General features: G+C 70.7%; 12 protein-coding genes. 5 read left to right on the top strand and 7 right to left on the bottom strand.

All coding sequences use genetic code 11. The annotated features are described in order from the left end of the window. Nucleotides 1-119: 119 nt before the first annotated feature. On the top strand, nt 120-4,622 hold the full coding sequence (locus ASE68_RS16860; RefSeq protein WP_157421736.1) for a DUF4082 domain-containing protein: 4,503 nt from the start codon (nt 120-122) through the stop codon (nt 4,620-4,622). A gap of 75 nt (nt 4,623-4,697) precedes the next feature. Here the strand turns inward: ASE68_RS16860 and ASE68_RS16855 are convergent, their stop codons facing one another. From ASE68_RS16855 to ASE68_RS16840, 4 genes are all read right to left on the bottom strand, one after another. Then, nucleotides 4,698-5,903, bottom strand: a complete 1,206-nt coding sequence (locus tag ASE68_RS16855; RefSeq protein ID WP_162238293.1) for an acyltransferase — start codon at nt 5,901-5,903, stop codon at nt 4,698-4,700. A 118-nt stretch (nt 5,904-6,021) separates the two neighbouring features. After that, nucleotides 6,022-7,032, bottom strand: a complete 1,011-nt coding sequence (locus ASE68_RS16850; RefSeq protein WP_235481079.1) for a hypothetical protein — start codon at nt 7,030-7,032, stop codon at nt 6,022-6,024. Next, nucleotides 7,029-8,486, bottom strand: coding sequence for an MFS transporter (locus ASE68_RS16845; protein WP_200921770.1), 1,458 nt, complete (start codon nt 8,484-8,486; stop codon nt 7,029-7,031). The genes ASE68_RS16850 and ASE68_RS16845 overlap by 4 nt, the downstream gene beginning before the upstream one ends. 3 nt (nt 8,487-8,489) lie before the next feature. Beyond that, the gene (locus tag ASE68_RS16840) at nt 8,490-9,143 is read right to left on the bottom strand and encodes a hypothetical protein (protein WP_055862325.1); all 654 of its coding nucleotides are present in this window, start codon (nt 9,141-9,143) and stop codon (nt 8,490-8,492) included. 240 nt (nt 9,144-9,383) lie between these two features. Between ASE68_RS16840 and ASE68_RS16835 the strand changes: the two genes are divergently transcribed. Then, nucleotides 9,384-10,397 (top strand): malate dehydrogenase, encoded by a 1,014-nt coding sequence (locus tag ASE68_RS16835; RefSeq protein WP_055862323.1) that lies wholly within the window; start codon nt 9,384-9,386, stop codon nt 10,395-10,397. Nucleotides 10,398-10,483: 86 nt separating this feature from the next. Continuing rightward, complete coding sequence (locus ASE68_RS20355; RefSeq protein WP_157421735.1) at nt 10,484-10,654, top strand: HPP family protein; 171 nt, start codon at nt 10,484-10,486, stop codon at nt 10,652-10,654. Here ASE68_RS20355 and ASE68_RS16830 read toward each other — a convergent pair. Then, a complete protein-coding gene (locus ASE68_RS16830) occupies nt 10,644-11,417 on the bottom strand; it encodes a TetR/AcrR family transcriptional regulator (protein WP_055862319.1) in 774 nt (257 codons plus the stop codon). The genes ASE68_RS20355 and ASE68_RS16830 overlap by 11 nt on opposite strands. A gap of 76 nt (nt 11,418-11,493) precedes the next feature. Here ASE68_RS16830 and ASE68_RS16825 point away from each other — a divergent pair, with 76 nt between their 5' ends. Further along, nucleotides 11,494-12,531: an ATP-binding cassette domain-containing protein gene (locus ASE68_RS16825; protein ID WP_055862317.1), complete on the top strand. Its 1,038-nt coding sequence runs from the start codon at nt 11,494-11,496 to the stop codon at nt 12,529-12,531. Next, complete coding sequence (locus ASE68_RS16820) at nt 12,528-13,358, top strand: ABC transporter permease (protein WP_055862315.1); 831 nt, start codon at nt 12,528-12,530, stop codon at nt 13,356-13,358. The genes ASE68_RS16825 and ASE68_RS16820 overlap by 4 nt, the downstream gene beginning before the upstream one ends. A gap of 78 nt (nt 13,359-13,436) precedes the next feature. Here ASE68_RS16820 and ASE68_RS16815 read toward each other — a convergent pair whose 3' ends face one another. Together ASE68_RS16815 and ASE68_RS16810 are read right to left on the bottom strand one after the other, a co-directional pair. Then, nucleotides 13,437-15,581 carry an acyl-CoA dehydrogenase gene (locus ASE68_RS16815; RefSeq protein WP_082462437.1) on the bottom strand — a complete coding sequence of 715 codons (2,145 nt, stop codon included), beginning with the start codon at nt 15,579-15,581 and terminating at the stop codon, nt 13,437-13,439. A gap of 199 nt (nt 15,582-15,780) precedes the next feature. Further along, a complete protein-coding gene (locus ASE68_RS16810) occupies nt 15,781-16,182 on the bottom strand; it encodes a hypothetical protein (RefSeq protein ID WP_055862314.1) in 402 nt (133 codons plus the stop codon). Nucleotides 16,183-16,197: the final 15 nt, after the last annotated feature.

Below are 16,197 nucleotides of genomic sequence, written 5' to 3'. Positions count from 1 at the left end.
CTCGCCCCGCCTGCAGTTCCGCCCGATGCTCCGCCCGCTGTTTCGCCCGCAGTTCCGCCCGTTCGCCCTGCGCCCCCGCCACTCGCCCCGCTCCAACCCGAGTCCTGAGGAATCCGCCCGTGACTGCACGAATGACCTCGATTCCCGATGACGGCGAACAGAGGATGCGGCTCCGTCGAGTGTTCGTCGCCGCGGCCGCGGTCGCCGCCCTCCTCGTGCCGCTCGGTCTCACCGCGACTCCCGGCGCGGTCGCCGCTACCTGCGCGAATGCGATCGTCTGCGAGAACGAACTGCCCGGAACCGACCCCGACGTCTGGGACATCACCGGCGCCGGCGACCCGACCATCCAGGGTTTCGCGACCGACATCAGCGTGAACGTCGGTGCACGCGTCGACTTCAAGGTCGACACCGATGCGCACGCCTACACGATCGACATCTACCGCACCGGCTGGTACCAGGGCCTCGGCGCCCGCAAGGTCACGAGCGTCACGCCGAGCGCGCCGTTGCCCCAGACCCAGCCCGAGTGCCGATCGGATGTCTCGACCGAGCTGTACGACTGCGGCAACTGGGCGGTCTCGGCGGGGTGGAACGTACCCTCGACCGCGGTCTCGGGCGTCTACGTCGCGAAGCTCACGCGCACGGACACCGGCGGCGCGAGCCACATCACGTTCATCGTGCGCAATGAGTCGAGCCACTCGAGCATCCTCTTCCAGACCTCGGATCCGACCTGGCACGCGTACAACACCTACGGCGGCTCGGACTTCTACCAGGGTGCGGCGAACGGCCGCGCGTTCAAGGTCAGCTACAACCGTCCGTTCGCGACCCGTGACGGCATCACTGCCCGTGACTTCTACTTCTCGGCCGAGTATCCGATGGTGCGGTTCATGGAGCGCAACGGCTACGACGTGTCGTACTTCTCGGGCGTCGACAGCGACCGCCGCGGATCGCTCCTGCAGAACCACGACGTGTTCCTCTCGGTCGGCCATGACGAGTACTGGTCGGGCGCCCAACGAGCCAACGTCGAGGCCGCGCGCGACGCGGGCGTGAACCTGCAGTTCCTGAGCGGGAACGCCATCTACTGGCGTACGCGGTACGAGCCGTCGACCGACGCTTCGGCGACGCCGTACCGGACGCTCGTCAGCTACAAGGAGACATGGTCGCAGGACAAGATCGACCCGAGTCCCGAATGGACCGGAACCTGGCGCGACCCGCGCTTCGCCCCGCGATCGGCCGGAGCCGACTCCCCCGAGAATGCGCTGATGGGCCAGCAGTACATGGTCAACTACTCCGACCTGGCCGTGACGGTATCGGCGGCGGAGGGCAAGACCAGGCTCTGGCGCGGGACCGACCTCACCGACCAGGCATCGGGCACCACGACCGCGCTGGCGCCGCACACCGTCGGCTACGAGTCCGACGAGGACCTCGACAACGGTCATCGGCCGCCCGGCCTCATCCGGCTCTCGACGACGGTCGGCCAGGTGCCCGAGTACCTGCAGGACTTCGGCAACACCGTCTCGCCCGGCAGTACGACGCACCATGTGACCCTCTACCGGGCGGAGAGCGGTGCGCTCGTGTTCTCTGCAGGCAGTATCCAGTGGACCTGGGGCCTCGACGCGACCCACGACGGCGACGGAGCGCCGGCCGACCCACGCATGCAGCAGGCGCAGGTCAACCTCTTCGCCGACATGGGCGTGCAGGCGGCGACGCTGCAGGGCGGTCTCGACCCGGCGGTCGCGAGCACCGACGCGATACCCCCCACGACCACGATCGACGCACCGGCCTCGGGGCAGCAGGTCGCCAACGGAGCGGTCATCACCGCGACGGGCACGGCTTCCGATGCCGGCGGCGTCGTCGCCGGCGTCGAGGCATCGACCGACGGCGGCGCGACCTGGCATCCCGTGACCGGCACGACCTCGTGGTCGTACCGGTTCGTCGTGCACGGCATGGGCTCTGGATCACTCCTGGTGCGCGCGATCGACGACAGCGCGAACATGGTCGATGCGACCGACGCGTCAACCCTCGCGTACTCGATCACCGGCCCGTATTCCGCGTTCGGCCAGGACAGCCCGGCTCGTGCCGACTCCGGCGACGGCGCGGCCGTGGAGCTCGGCGTGAGGTTCACGCCGCTGGTCGACGGTGCGGTTCGCGGCATCCGATTCTTCAAGAGCGCAGCCAACACCGGGACGCACACCGGCACGCTCTGGGGACCCGACGGCACCGAGCGGGCGAGCGGTGCATTCGTCGGCGAGACCGGGTCGGGATGGCAGACCCTCGAGCTCGCCGAACCCGTGCAGGTCACGGCCGGCACGACGTACACGGCGTCCTACACCGCCCCGAACGGCCATTACGCGGCCGATGACGGCACGTTTACGACGGGGGCCGTCGAGCGCGACCCGCTGCGGCTCTCCGGCGGCTACGGGGCGCCGAAGGCGGGCGTCTACGGTGCCCCCGGCACGATGCCGCTCAGCACCTACGCCGATACGAACTACTGGGTCGACGTGGTCTTCGACACGAGCGACGTCTCGCCGCTCGGCGCGGTGGACCGCTGGCCCCTCCCGGGGTCGGCGAGCGTGCCGACCGACACGGCCGTCTCGGCGACCCTCACGAAGCCTGTCATCTCGCACGAGGTGACGGTCGTCGACGAGATCGGGGGTGAGGTCGACGGCGAGACGGAGTACGACAGCACGACCCGCGAGCTGACGTTCACCCCCGACGAGCCGCTCGACGGATTCGTCACCTACACGGTCCATGTCGCGGCCGCGACCGCCGCGGGATCCTCGCTCTCGGTGGGCGGGACCTGGACGTTCCGCACGGCGAAGCCCGATCCCGTCGACGGCGCATGCCCGTGCGGCATCTTCAGCGAGTCGACCCTGCCCGGCATCCTCGAGGACCCCGACCGCGTCAGCCTCGTGCTCGGCACCGCGTTCACCCCGACGCGCGACGGCGTCGTGACCGGCGTCTCGTTCTACAAGAGCGTGGGCAACGCCGGTCCGCACACCGGGGCCCTCTGGACCGCCGCCGGCCAGCGGCTCGCGACCGGCACCTTCTCCGACGAGATCACGAGCGGATGGACGACCCTCGATTTCGACGAGCCGGTTCCCGTCTCGGCCGGCGTCGAGTACGTCGCGTCATACCGGGCTCCGGCAGGCCGCTACTCGGCGACCGTCGGTGCATTCACCGCTCCGCGCGACATCGGTCCGCTCTCGGTGGGCGCGAACGCGGGCGCCTACAGCTACGACGGGGACTTCCCGGCGTCGCGCAGCACGGCGAGCTACCTGGTCGACGTGGACTTCGTACCGGAGACCACCGAACCGGAGCCGACCCCCACGCCCACGCCGACTCCGACGCCCACGCCGACGCCCACGCCGGGCCCGGGAACCATCCCCGCCGACGCGATCACCCTCTTCGGCAACGTCGAGCCGAGCGTGCCGGCGGCCGACGACGACCCCTCGTCCGTCGCGCTCGGCGTCGCGTTCACCTCGTCCACTGCCGGCAAGGTGCTGGGGGTCCGGTTCTACAAGGGCCCCGGCAACACCGGCACGCACGTCGGCGCGCTCTGGAATGCCACGACGGGAGACCGGCTTGCGAGCGTGACCTTCCAATCGGAGACGGCGACCGGGTGGCAGTCGGCGCTCTTCTCCGCTCCCGTGGCGATCACGGCCGGCACCACGTACGTCGTCTCGTACCTGGCGCCGAACGGCCACTACGCCTACACGTCGAACGCATTCGCGGCGCCGATGACGAGCGGGCCGCTGACCGCACTCGCGGAGGCCAACGGCCGGTACCGGTACGGCGACGGCAGCGAGATCCCCGCGTTCAGCTGGGGACGTTCGAACTACTTCGTCGACGTCATCCTCGAGAAGCCGGCAGCCGTTCCGGCCGCGGTCGTCTCGAATCAGCCGATCGACGGTGCGACGCAGGTCGACCCGGGGGCGAGCCTCTCGGCGACGATCTCCGGCGATGTCTCCGCTGCCCCCGAGCTCCTGCTCAGCGGTCCCTCCGGGGCAGTGGCCGGCACGTCCACGTGGAACACCTCCACGAAGGTCGTCTCGTTCACCCCTGCGGCACCGCTCGCGAACGACACGGAGTACACCGCCGCGGTCCGAATCGCCGGCGCGACCATCGTCGATGGAACGTGGACCTTCGGGACGATCGGCACAGCCGTGACCGGTGCGCTCTTCGGCGCAGCGACCCCGGCCGGCGGCACGTTCGACGACGCGAGCCTCGTGCAGCTCGGCGTGCGGTTCACCACGACGGACACGACGGTCGTCCGCGGCATCCGGTTCTTCAAAGCACTCGGCGACGCAGACGTCCACGAGGTGCGACTGTGGGGCACCAGCACGACTGCACCACTCGCGGTCGCCTCAGCGCCCGACTCGTCGGCCCAGGGCTGGCAGACCGTGCTGTTCAGCAGCCCGGTCACGATCCAGCCGGGCACCGAGTACCGTGCGACCTACCTCACCACGCGCGGACGCTACGTCGCCGAGATCGGCACCTTGGCCGACCCGCTGCAGTCCGGCTCGCTCGTCATGCCCGGCTTCGGGGCGGTCTACGTGTACGGCACCGGGTTCCCGGCGGGCACCTCGCGCCACAACTACTGGGCGGACGTCGTCCTGGGCTGATCGAACGGACCTTGCTCCGCCACCACGCTCCGCCACGCCACGCCACGCCACGCCACGCCACGAGCCTTCGCCGTGTCAGGACGCCCCAGCATCGCCAGCGGCCGGAACGACCGCCACATGGTCGGCCTCATGCCGCCGGGACCACCGGTCGACGGTACGTCCGACGCCTTTCGACAGCGTGTGGGCCGGCTGTTCGACGAGCTTCGTGAATGCGGCGGCCAGAGCGAACGAGAGCGGCACGGACACGAGGATGGCGAGCCACCAGAGGTCCCAGCCGAACGCGTACGAGATCGCGATCATGAGCGGGACATGCACGAGATAGAGGCTGAACGAGAGCCGACCTGTCCATTGGACCGACCGCGACTCGAGAACCCGCCTCGCCGCGCCTGAGCCCATCGAGACGAACACCAGCCCCATGCAGCCGACAATGACGAACCCGCTGAGCACCGTCGTCACCCACGCGAACTCGGGGGCGAGCAGGGTCGACGAGGCTTTGAACGCGGTCATGAGCAGAGTGCTGGCGAGGAGGACGCTCGACCACAGCATCCGGTGCCGCGGAGCGTCGCTCAGCCGCCGGGCCGACGCCATCACGCCATCGATGTTCACCGCCGCCAGCGCCCCGATCAGGAACACCGGGAGGAACTTCAACGGAGAGATGTCCAAGACGACGCCGAGGTCCACCAGCAGGACGGCACCGATGACCGCCGCGATCCACCACCTGCCGACGCGGACGGCGATAAGCACGAAGAGCGGGAGCGCGAGCGAGAACGCCATCTCCCAGGTCAACGACCACAACGGGCCGTTGATCGCCGGCCGCGGGTTGACGAGCGCTGCGGCGGTCACCGCCCCGAGGGGGTCGAACGAGTGGGCGTTGTCGGTCCACTGCCAGGCGGCGATCGGGGTGGGTGCACGAGGCACGACGATGAGGAGGATCGCCGCGAGCACGACGGACACCACGACCGGAAGGTAGAGGCGCAGGATGCGCCGTGGATAGTAGGCGACCCAGTTGTACCGGGGTGTGCGGATCACCGGGAGCGTGAGCACGATGCCGCTCAGCAGGAAGAAGACCAGGACGGCCTGTTCACCGGCGATCAGGATCGAGAGCGGCGAATCGACCAGCCACCAGTACGGCGTGCCGGGAGCCGCCCCTCCCTCGTGGAGCCCGTCGGCCAGGTGCGGCTGCGCGATGAGGAAGGCATGCCACAACAGCACGACGACAGAGGCGAGGCCGCGCACGCCGTCGAGTGATCGAAGGCGCGAACTGTCGAATGAACTCGTCACGGCAGCTTCTCTCGGGTGGTTGGTGTAGCTCCGCGTTCGCCGGACCACCGACGATATCCGCCGTGCGAGCGCGCCGGAATCCCCCGGTTGGGGGTACGAGCCGCTGCCTGCCTGCTCCTCATCGCACGACCGAGGGCGACCACGCGTGCTCGAGGAACAGCGACGGGTCGGACGAGCCGTCGGCGGCGATCGACCAGACGTCGTAGTCGCCCGTCGAGCCGACTCGCGGCAGGCCGTAGAGGAGCGTCTCGTCGTCGAGCCACTCGACCTGGTCGTCGACGTTCCTCGACTCGGGCAGCTCGATGGTCCGGCCGGTTGCGAGGTCGAGCACCGCGACGGTCCATTCGGTCGTCGGTGTCGTGCGCACAATCTGCTTGAAGGCGATGCGCGTGCCGTCCGGCGAGAGCGACGGGCACTCGACGCCGTCGTGGATCGCCTCGAGCGTGCGGTCTCCGAGATCTCCGTGCACGAGCCAGGTGCGCTGCCCCGATGCGCCGGTGGCGTAGAACTCGTCGGTGCCGGGCACGAACGTGACGCCCCAGAAGTTGCGGTCGGCCGCGGCGAACGGCTCGCCGTTCACCGTGAAGGCGAACTCCTCGAGGTTGCCGTGGTCGGTGCCGTCGGAGCCGACCACGGTCGTCGCGGTCGAGAAGCCGATCGTCGCGTATCCGTGCCCGGTCACGAACGCCGTCGAGGCCTGGTAGCGCGAGTCGTCCGAGATGCGCGTCCGGCTGGGGATGCCCGGAAGCGGCGTGCTCCACTGCTCGTCGAACGACGCATCGAGCAGGTCCCACTCGAAGGTGGTGACCACGCCGCGGACCGTGCGCAGGCAGGAGACCGCGTCGGGCGTCGCATCCACTCGGTCGCACACCGCAGCTGACACCTCGCGAGCGGCTCCGGGGTCGTCGGCGGGCACCGCCGCCACATGCCCGTAATCCGAGCCGCTGGCCGTGGTGCGGAACACCAGTTGGCCCGCATCGACCCGTTCGAGCTTCGGGGCGGTGGAGACCGGTGCGCCGGCGGCCTGCTCCTGGTACCGCTCGAGCGCCGAGAGGCCGTACGCGAGCGCACCGCCGATGAGCAGCACCGCGGCGCCGACGACGAGCGCCCACCGCCATCGTGCGGTCACGCCGGGTTCCTGGATCCGCCGACCTCGGCGCCGGCCTCTGCGGCGTCGCGTGCATCGGCGCCATCAGCAGCACCGGCATCGGCGCCATCGTCAGTGCGGCGGAGCAGGATCCACGCCGCCACCGGAATCACGAGCACGAGCACGCCCGCGACGATCCAGAGCGCCTCCGCTCGTCCGAACGAGACCCACAGCAGGCCGAACCCGGTCGCCGCGACGAGCCTGGTGACGGCGACCACGGTCTGCGCTGCCGCGATGCCGCTCGCGCGGGCCGGCGCCGGGGTCGCCTGGCTCGCGAGTGCCGCCAGCACGCCGTCGGTCGACGCGTAGAAGAGGCCGAGGAGCGTCAGGCACAGGATGGTCGTCGCCGGCCCCGCGGCCGGAACCGATGCGATGACGTAGGTGGCGAGCAGCGCGAGATGCCCCGCGACGAACACGCGCCCGCTGCCGACCCGGTCGCTGAGGCGGCCCATCGGCACGGCGAACAGGAGGAATGCGACGTTCGTGCCGACGTAGAGCATCGGGAACCACTGGGTCGCGAACGTGTCGCCGTTCTGCAGCAGGGTGAGGTAGATGAAGCCGTCGCCGATCGAGAGCAGGCCGAACAGGCCGGCGACCACGAGCACCTTACGGAGTCGCGGGTTCGCGAGGTGCCGCCACCGGAACGGCGGCGCGGTCGCCGTCCGCACGGCCCTGGAGGCGTCCGCCGTGCCCGCCTGGCCGGCTCGCGGATGCACGTTCGGCACGAACAGCCCGAGCACGATCACGCCGAGCACCGCGAACGCGAGCGAGATGACGAACACCGTCGAGTACCCGTCGGGGATCACGAGCAGCACGACGAACGCGAGCAGCGGGCCGACGGCCGCGCCGATGTTGTCGAGCATGCGGTGCACGCCGAACGAGCGGCCGAGGTTCGCCGGGTCCGACGACGCCGTGATGAGCGCGTCGCGCGGGGCGGTCCTCGCGCCCTTGCCGAGCCGGTCGGCGACGACGACGGCCGTGATCGCCGCGAAGCCGCTCGCGAACAGCAGCCCGACCCGCGCGATCGCCGAGATGCCGTACCCGAACAGCGCGATCCACTTGGGGTTGTCGCCGCGGTCGGCGGCGTAGCCTGCGGCGATCCGCACGACCGCGCTCACGCCCTGGTAGAGCCCGTCGATCACGCCGTAGGCGACGACCGAGAGGCCGAGGGCGCCCGTGAGGTAGAGCGGCAGGATCGCCGCGGTCGACTCCGACGAGATGTCGGTCAGCATGCTCACGATGCCCAGCGCGATCACGACGGATGACACGCGCGCCGTCGTGCGTCGGCGCGCGCCGCCCGGGTCGACGCCCGTATCCGGGCCGAAGCCCGCATCCGCGTCGTCTGCTGCCTCGCCCGCGCCGTCGCCGTCGCCGCTGCCCTGTGCCTGCACGGCGGCGCGGCGCCGCTCGCGCAGCTCGGAGAACGAGAGGTACATGCGTCAGCCTTCCGCAGGGGTCAGGGTTCCGGAGAGCGTGTACCGGGTGCCCGAGTCCTCCGGCAGCACCGTCACGACGATGGAGTCGCCGCCGCGCACGAACTCGAGCGCCTTGGAGCCGCCGACCGCGGGTGATGCGGTGCCCTGCATGCCGAGCAGGCCGAACTCGACGAGGTAGGCGTCGAGCACGCGCTGGGGCGAGTCCTCGACCGTGGCGTCGAGCGTCACGAGCACGCGGACGCCGTCGGAGGCGACCGCGCTCGTCGTGATCGACGAGTCGTCGAGCACGGGGATCGTGGCGGGGAATCCGTCGACCAGACCGCCCTCGCGCGCGGCCGACTCGGGCAGGTCACCGGCCAGGAGCGGGTGGTACTCGACCGGAGCAGGCAGTCCCGCTTCGGGCTCGACCGGCGGCAGCACCTCGGATTTCGGGCCGCCATCGCCGGGCGACGCCGCTTCGCCATCCGCGCCGCCGGCTCCGTCCCCTGCGCCGTCGCCCCCGCCGTCAACAGCGGGCGCCGACGACGCGGCATCCGTCGCGGCGATCGAGTCCGAGGCAGCGCCGGATGCGAGCCGTTCCATCGTGAACGCCGCGACGACGATGAGCAGCCCGGCCACGAGCGCTCCGATGAGCACGAGCCTCATGTTGCGGGTCATCTCTCCGCCCTCCGGTCGCGCGGCACGCGAGCGCGCGGCGAATCTCGGGTGAGCGTCGCGGGTCGGGTCGGGTCGCGCGCTCGTTGCGCATCGCTCCGCGTGCTCCAACGGTAGATCTCCCGCGCCTCGCCCTCTCCCCCCAGTGCTGGGGGGAGAGCCCGACGTCGCGCCGGCGAGGCCCGACCATCCACCAGGACATGCACCGTCGCATCCTCCGGGGCCGCAGCGTAGGCTCGCCCCATGGCTGCAACGAAACCGGTCACCATCACCATCACCGGCGCGGGCGGCCAGATCGGGTACGCCCTGCTCTTCCGCATCGCGTCGGGCGCGATCCTCGGCCCCGACGTGCCGGTGCGGCTGAACCTCCTCGAGATCCCGCAGGGCGTTCGGGCGGCCGAGGGCGCCGCCCTCGAGCTGCAGGACGCCGCCTTCCCGCTGCTGCACCAGGTCGACGTCTACGACGATGCGTCCCAGGCGTTCGCCGGGTCGAGCCTCGCGCTGCTGGTGGGGGCACGCCCGCGCACGGCCGGCATGGAGCGCGGCGACCTGCTCGCGGCCAACGGCGGCATCTTCGGACCGCAGGGCGAGGCCATCAATGCCGGCGCCGCCGACGACATCCGGGTCGTGGTGGTCGGCAATCCGGCCAACACCAACGCGCTCATCGCGGCCTCGCATGCTCCGGATGTCCCGGCCGAGCGGTTCACGGCCCTCACGCGCCTCGACCACAACCGTGCGCTCGGGCAGCTCGCCGCGACGCTCGGCGCCAATGTCGCCAGCCTGCGCGACGTCACGATCTGGGGCAACCACTCGGCGACCCAGTTCCCGGATGTCTCGCACGCGACGATCGACGGCGAGTCGGTGCCCGCGCTGCTCGCCGCCCGGCTCGGCGGCACCGACACGGCGCGGGAGTGGCTCGTCGACTCGTTCATCCCGCGCGTCGCCAAGCGTGGAGCCGAGATCATCGAGGTGCGCGGATCCTCCTCCGTCGCCTCGGCGGCGAGCGCCGCGATCGACCACATGCGCGACTGGGTGCGCGGCACCGAGGGCGGGTGGACGAGCGCGGCCGTCGTCTCCGACGGCTCGTACGGCGTGCCCGAGGGCCTCGTCTCGTCGTTCCCCGTGGAGTCGGTCGACGGCGCGTGGCGCATCGTGCAGGGGCTGGAGGTCGACGCGTTCGCGCAGCACCGCATCTCGGCCTCCGTCGCCGAGCTCGTCGAGGAGCGCGACGCGGTTCGGGCGCTCGGCCTCATCTGACAGGACCGGTCGCCGCATCCGGATGGCCCACCCGGGGCGGGTTGCACACGGCGGGCGTCCAGTGGCGGCCGACGTAGGCTTGACGCATGGCCAAGCCGATCACGCCCGCGCGTCGCAAGCAGCTCATCGTCGGACTCGTCATGGGCGTCATCGTCGGCCTCGTGATCAGCTTCTTCACGGGCTTCTGGCTCTGGCTCGCCGCCGGCGTGGTCATGGGCCTCGCGACCGGCGCCATCATGAAGCCGCCTACGGAGTAGCGCGCTCCCGAACGTAGGCCTCGATGCCGTCGATCACGCGTTCGAGCCCGAACCGGAAACTGCGCTCGGGGTCGGATGCCGAGCCGTACGCCTCGCCCGCCGCCGTGCCCACGCGACCTGAGATCGGGTAGCGCGAACCGTCCATGATCTCCTCGAGGATCGGCGCGTTTCGCTCCCACCATTCCTCGTCGGTCTCGGCGACGGCCCGGTGCAGGCGCTCGGCGTCGAGGTGGGCACGTGCTGGTCCGCTGACGTACCCCGTGATCAGCGTGATGACGTGGTCCATGTCGAGGTCGTCGAGGCCGAGTCCGTCGATGGCGCGCAGGCTCCACTCCCAGCGATCCGAGACGTTGGGCCCGAGCGGCGGGCGGCTCGTGTCGATCGAGAGCAGCCACGGATGCCGCAGGTACTCGTTCCATGCGAGGTGCGCGATGCGGGCGAGTCGCTCGCGCAGCGGGCCGTCGAGCTCGGGCAGCGCCTGCTCGCCCGCGACCCGGTCGACCATGAGGTCGATGAGCTCGGCCTTGCCCGGCACGTAGGTGTAGACGGACATGGGCTTGAGGCCCAGGCGATCGGCGATGCGTCGCATCGAGAGGGAGTCGACGCCTTCGTCGTCGGCGATCTCGATGGCGGCGTCGACGACGGCGTCGACGCTCGAGCGCTGCTTCGGGCCGCGTGATCCGACGGGGTCGCCGAGCCGATCGCGCCACAGCAGGCGGAGTGTCCGGTCGGGCTCACCTCGCCCGGTGGATTCGGTCGACATGCAGGCCAGCCTACATTCTCCGTATGGTGTACGGTTAATCCCTGCAACTCCGTACGCAGTACGTTGAAAGGAAGCGATGCCTCCCCGACCGGTTCCATCCCGCCCCGCCCTCGAGGCCACCGGACTCCGCAAGCGCTACGCGAAGACCATGGCCCTCGACGGCTTCGACCTGCACGTCGCCGCGGGCACCGTGCACGGACTCCTCGGCCCGAACGGCGCCGGCAAGACCACCGCCGTACGCTGCCTCACCACCCTCACCGACCTCGACGAGGGTTCCGCGATGATCGACGGCATCGACGTGCGCCGCGACCCATCGGCGGTGCGCGAGCGCATCGGGCTCGTCGGCCAGTTCCACGCCGTCGACGAGGCGCTCACCGCGCACCAGAACCTGGTGCTCTTCGCACGCCTCAGCGGGCTCTCGAAGCCGCGCGCGAGGTCGCGTGCCGATCGCCTGCTCGAGGCCTTCGGATTGACGGATGCCGCGAGCCGCGCCGTGTCCGGCTTCTCGGGCGGAATGCGGCGACGGCTCGACATCGCCGCCAGCCTCGTGCTCACGCCGGCCGTCCTGTTCCTCGACGAACCGACCACCGGACTCGACCCACGCGGCCGCGCGACGGTCTGGCAGGCCGTACGAGAGGTCGCGGCGATGGGCACGACCGTGCTCCTCACCACGCAGCTGCTCGACGAGGCCGACCAGCTCGCCGACCGCGTCAGCGTGATGGACCACGGTCGCGTCATCGCCGAGGGCACGCCGTCCGAGCTGAAGCGACGACTCGGCGGCGACCGCATCACCGCGACGTTCGCCGCGGCCGACCTCGACCGTGCCGCGGCCGACCTCGACCGTGCCGCGGCCGTCGTCGCCCGCGCGGTGGGCGCCGAGGCATCCGTCGATCCCGACCGTTCGACCGTCACGGTCGAGGTCGAGAACGGATCGGCCGCCCTCGCCCCGATCGTCCGCGCGCTCGACGCCGACGGCCTCGCGGTCGAGGACCTGGCGCTCCGCCGGCCCACCCTCGACGAGGTCTTCCTGCACCTCACGGGCAGGCCGAGGGCGGATGCCGACGCCGCGACCGACGCCGCCGCACCCGAATCCACCGACCTGGAGGCACGATGACGACCACCGGCACCATCACCGCGAGCGCGGGACTGCGAGACCGCCGACCCAACGCCCTGCGCGAGGGCTGGCTCATCGCCGGGCGCGAAGTCCTGCACTGGGTCCGCGAGCCGTGGGGCCTCGTCTTCGGGCTCGCGTTCAACGTCATGCTGATCCTGCTGTTCGGCTTCCTCTTCGGCGGAGCCATCGAGGTGCCGGGCGGCGGCGACTACATCGCGTTCCTGCTGCCGGGCATGTTCGCGCTCACGATGCTGTTCGGGCTCGAGGGCACGATGACCGCGATGGCCGAGGATGCGAAGCGCGGCATCACCGACCGGTTCCGCTCGCTGCCGATCTCGAGCGCGTCCGTCGCCCTGGGCCGCGCCATCGCCGACCTCGCGAACTCGGCCCTGAGCCTCGGCGTGCTGATGGCCGGCGGGCTCCTCATCGGCTGGCGCCCGACCACCGGACCCGCCGAGATCGCCCTCGGCATCGTGCTGCTGCTCTGGCTCCGGTTCGCCCTGCTCTGGCTCGGCGTCTACCTCGGCCTGAGCTTCCGGGGCACCGGCGCGACGACCGCCGTGCAGGTGCTCGTCTGGCCGATCGGGTTCCTGTCGACGGTGTTCGTCTCGGCGGAGACGATGCCCGGCTGGCTCGGTGCCGTCGCCACCTGGAACCCGGTGTCCGCGACCGCGACCGCGGCCCGTGAGCTGTTCGGCAACCCCACGGGTGTCACGAGCGGATGGATGGCCGAGAACGCCGTGCTCGCGGCATCCGTCTGGCCGCTCGTGATCACCCTGGCGTTCCTGCCGCTCACCGCGACGGCCTACCGGCACCTGCGGCGCTAGCGGGGAGCCGGCCGCGGTCCAGCGGGCAGCGAGAAGGCCGGGTCCCGATCGGACCCGGCCTTCTCGTCGTGACGGCGGCTACCGCTTCTTGCTCTTCTCCGGCACCGGCAGCGTGCCGTCGGCGCGCTTCGCCGCGTAGTACGCCCGAGCCTCGTCCTGACGCTCCTGCTCGGCACCCGACGCGATCTTCGCGCGCAGGTGCTCCGGTCCGTAGCCGAACGCGTCGACGAGGTCCTGGGCGTGCGGACGCAGGCGCTCGATCAGGCGGTCGATGTACGCCGTCACCGACTGCGCGCGCTTCGGCGAGAGCCGGCCGTTGATGAGGTACCAGGCGGCGTGCTGCTCGATGAGTCCCAGCCCGAACAGGTCGCGCACCCACGTCAGCACCTGCTTGGTGCCCGGGTCGGTGACCTTCGCGAGTCCGCGGGTGAACGCCTCCCACTGCAGCAGCTCGGCGTGCGCGCGTGCGGCCTCGATGAGCTCGTTCTGGTTGCGGTTGAAGAGGGCGGCCCCCTCGACCTTCGAGAGCTTGCGGGCCTCGCGCAGCCGGCCGGCGATGTCGGCGATCATCGTCTCGACGCGGTCGGTCAGCATCGAGCGCTGCGTGTCGGCGTCGCGGAGCTCCGCGACCGAGCGCGCGGTCGAGCCGAGGTCGGCGATGTTCTGCCCGAGGCGTCGCAGGCCCGTGCCGTGGTACGCGCGCTCCGCCGTCTGCGAGACGACGTAGCGGGCCATGGCCCCGACATCCGCCTTCGCGAACTGCTTCGAGTAGTCGGTGAGCAGGCGCTTGGCGACCAGCTGGAGCAGCACGTTGTTGTCGCCCTCGAACGTGACGTACACGTCGAGGTCCTGGCGGAGGCCCACGAGACGGTTCTCGGCGAGGAAGCCGGACCCGCCGCAGGCCTCACGGGCCTCCTGCAGCGTCTCGAGCGCGTGCCACGTCGAGAGCGGCTTGAGCGACGCGGCGATCGTCTCGAGGTCCTGGCGGTCGTCGTCGGTGTCGGCCTCGCCGGAGAACACCGCGTCGAACTTCACGAGGAACTCGTCGTGGGCGAAGAACTGCGCGTACGTCGTCGCGAGCTTCGGCAGCAGGCGGCGCTGGTGGCGCTGGTAGTCGAGCAGCACCTCTTCATCGGTCTCGCTGGCGGCGTTGAACTGACGGCGCTGGTTGCCGTAGGTCACCGCGATCGCGAGGGCTGCAGCGGATGCCGCGGTCGCGGCGCCGTCGAGCGAGACGCGACCCTGCACGAGCGTGCCGAGCATCGTGAAGAACCGGCGACCAGGGCTCGAGATGGAGCTCGAGTAGGTGCCGTCCTCGGCGACCGAACCGTAGCGGTTCAGGAGGTTCTCGCGCGGGACGCGCACGTTCGTGAAGTGCAGGCGGCCGTTGTCGATGCCGTTCAGTCCGCCCTTCAGGCCGTCGTCCTCGCCGCCGATGCCCTTGAGGAACCCGCCCTTGGCATTGCGCAGCGGCACGTAGAACGCGTGCACGCCGTGGTTGACGCCCTTCGTGATGAGCTGGGCGAACACGACCGCCGCCGTGCCGTGCACCGCGGCATTGCCCAGGTAGTCCTTCCACGCACCGCGGAACGGGGTGTCGATGACGAACTGCTGCTTCTTCTCGTCGTACGTCGCGGTCGTGCCGATGGCCGCGACATCCGACCCGTGGCCGGTCTCGGTCATCGCGAACGCACCCGGAACCTTCAGCGACATGATGTCGGGCAGGTACGTCTCGTGGTGGTACTCGGTTCCGAGGTGCAGCACCGCCGCACCGAACAATCCCCACTGCACGCCCGCCTTGATCTGGAGGCTGGGGTCGGCGAGCACGAGCTCTTCGAAACCGGCGATGTTGCCGCCGTGGTCTTCGTGTCCGCCGACGGACTTCGGGAAGGCACGATGCACGGCGCCCTGGTCGGCGAGGATCTTCAACTGCCCGAGCACGCGCTCGCGGTGCTCGTCCATCGTCTGGCCCTCGATGCGCTGCAGGTCGGGCTGACCGGCGCGGGTGCGCGCCTCGAGGCGGGCTTCGCCCCAGGTGCCGAGCAGCTGGCGGCCGAGCGACTCGACGTCGATGCGGGGGCCGGCGGGCCGGGGGCCTGCGGCGGGCGCGGGGATCGGGGCCGCGGCCGCTTCACGTGCGGGCGTGGCGGGAACCGTCGCGTCGGCCTTCGCGTCGCGGGCCTTCGCGTCGTTCTTCGTGGTGCGGGATGCCGTGTCAACCATCGTCGGTAACGTCCTTCATATGCGCGGATCAGCTCATTCCACGGTATGACCGGCCTCCGCACGACCCAAGCGCTGCAGACGACGCCGACAAAGGCGCGCGCAGACGGCTCGATCAGGCCTGTGACAATGCTACAAATCGGATGCCGCGCACCTATGCGATGCGCACAAGCACGTTGGGCCTGGCTCAACTGCCGAAGGCTCAGCTACCGAAGAACGCGTTCGCTCGCCTCGACCAGAGCAGCAGCAGCCCGATCAAGGTGACCAGGATGCTCAACCACTCGCCGACCGGGTCGCCGAGGCCGGCGACCGCGATGAACAGCGACGAGATGAGCGAGAGCACCATCACAACCGTCACGATCAGGCGCGCCGCGGTGTTGCCGCCGAGCAGGCCGCCCGCGACGATCACCGTGATCAGGCCGAGGATGATCGACACGACGGCCGCCGTGTAGACCGCTCCGGCGCCGCCCCACTGCGGGTCGACCGCGATCGCGCTCGCCTGGAGGAACTGGATCGTGCCGACGACGATGTCGATCGCGCCTGAGATCCACGCGATGATCGCGACGACGGTGACGCCCGCCGGGCGACCGCTGTGCTGAGCCATGGTGGATCCCCCTCC

The organism is Agromyces sp. Leaf222 (assembly GCF_001421565.1).
In the GTDB taxonomy this organism is placed as follows: domain Bacteria; phylum Actinomycetota; class Actinomycetes; order Actinomycetales; family Microbacteriaceae; genus Agromyces.
This window is presented reverse-complemented; position numbering and strand designations above follow the sequence as displayed.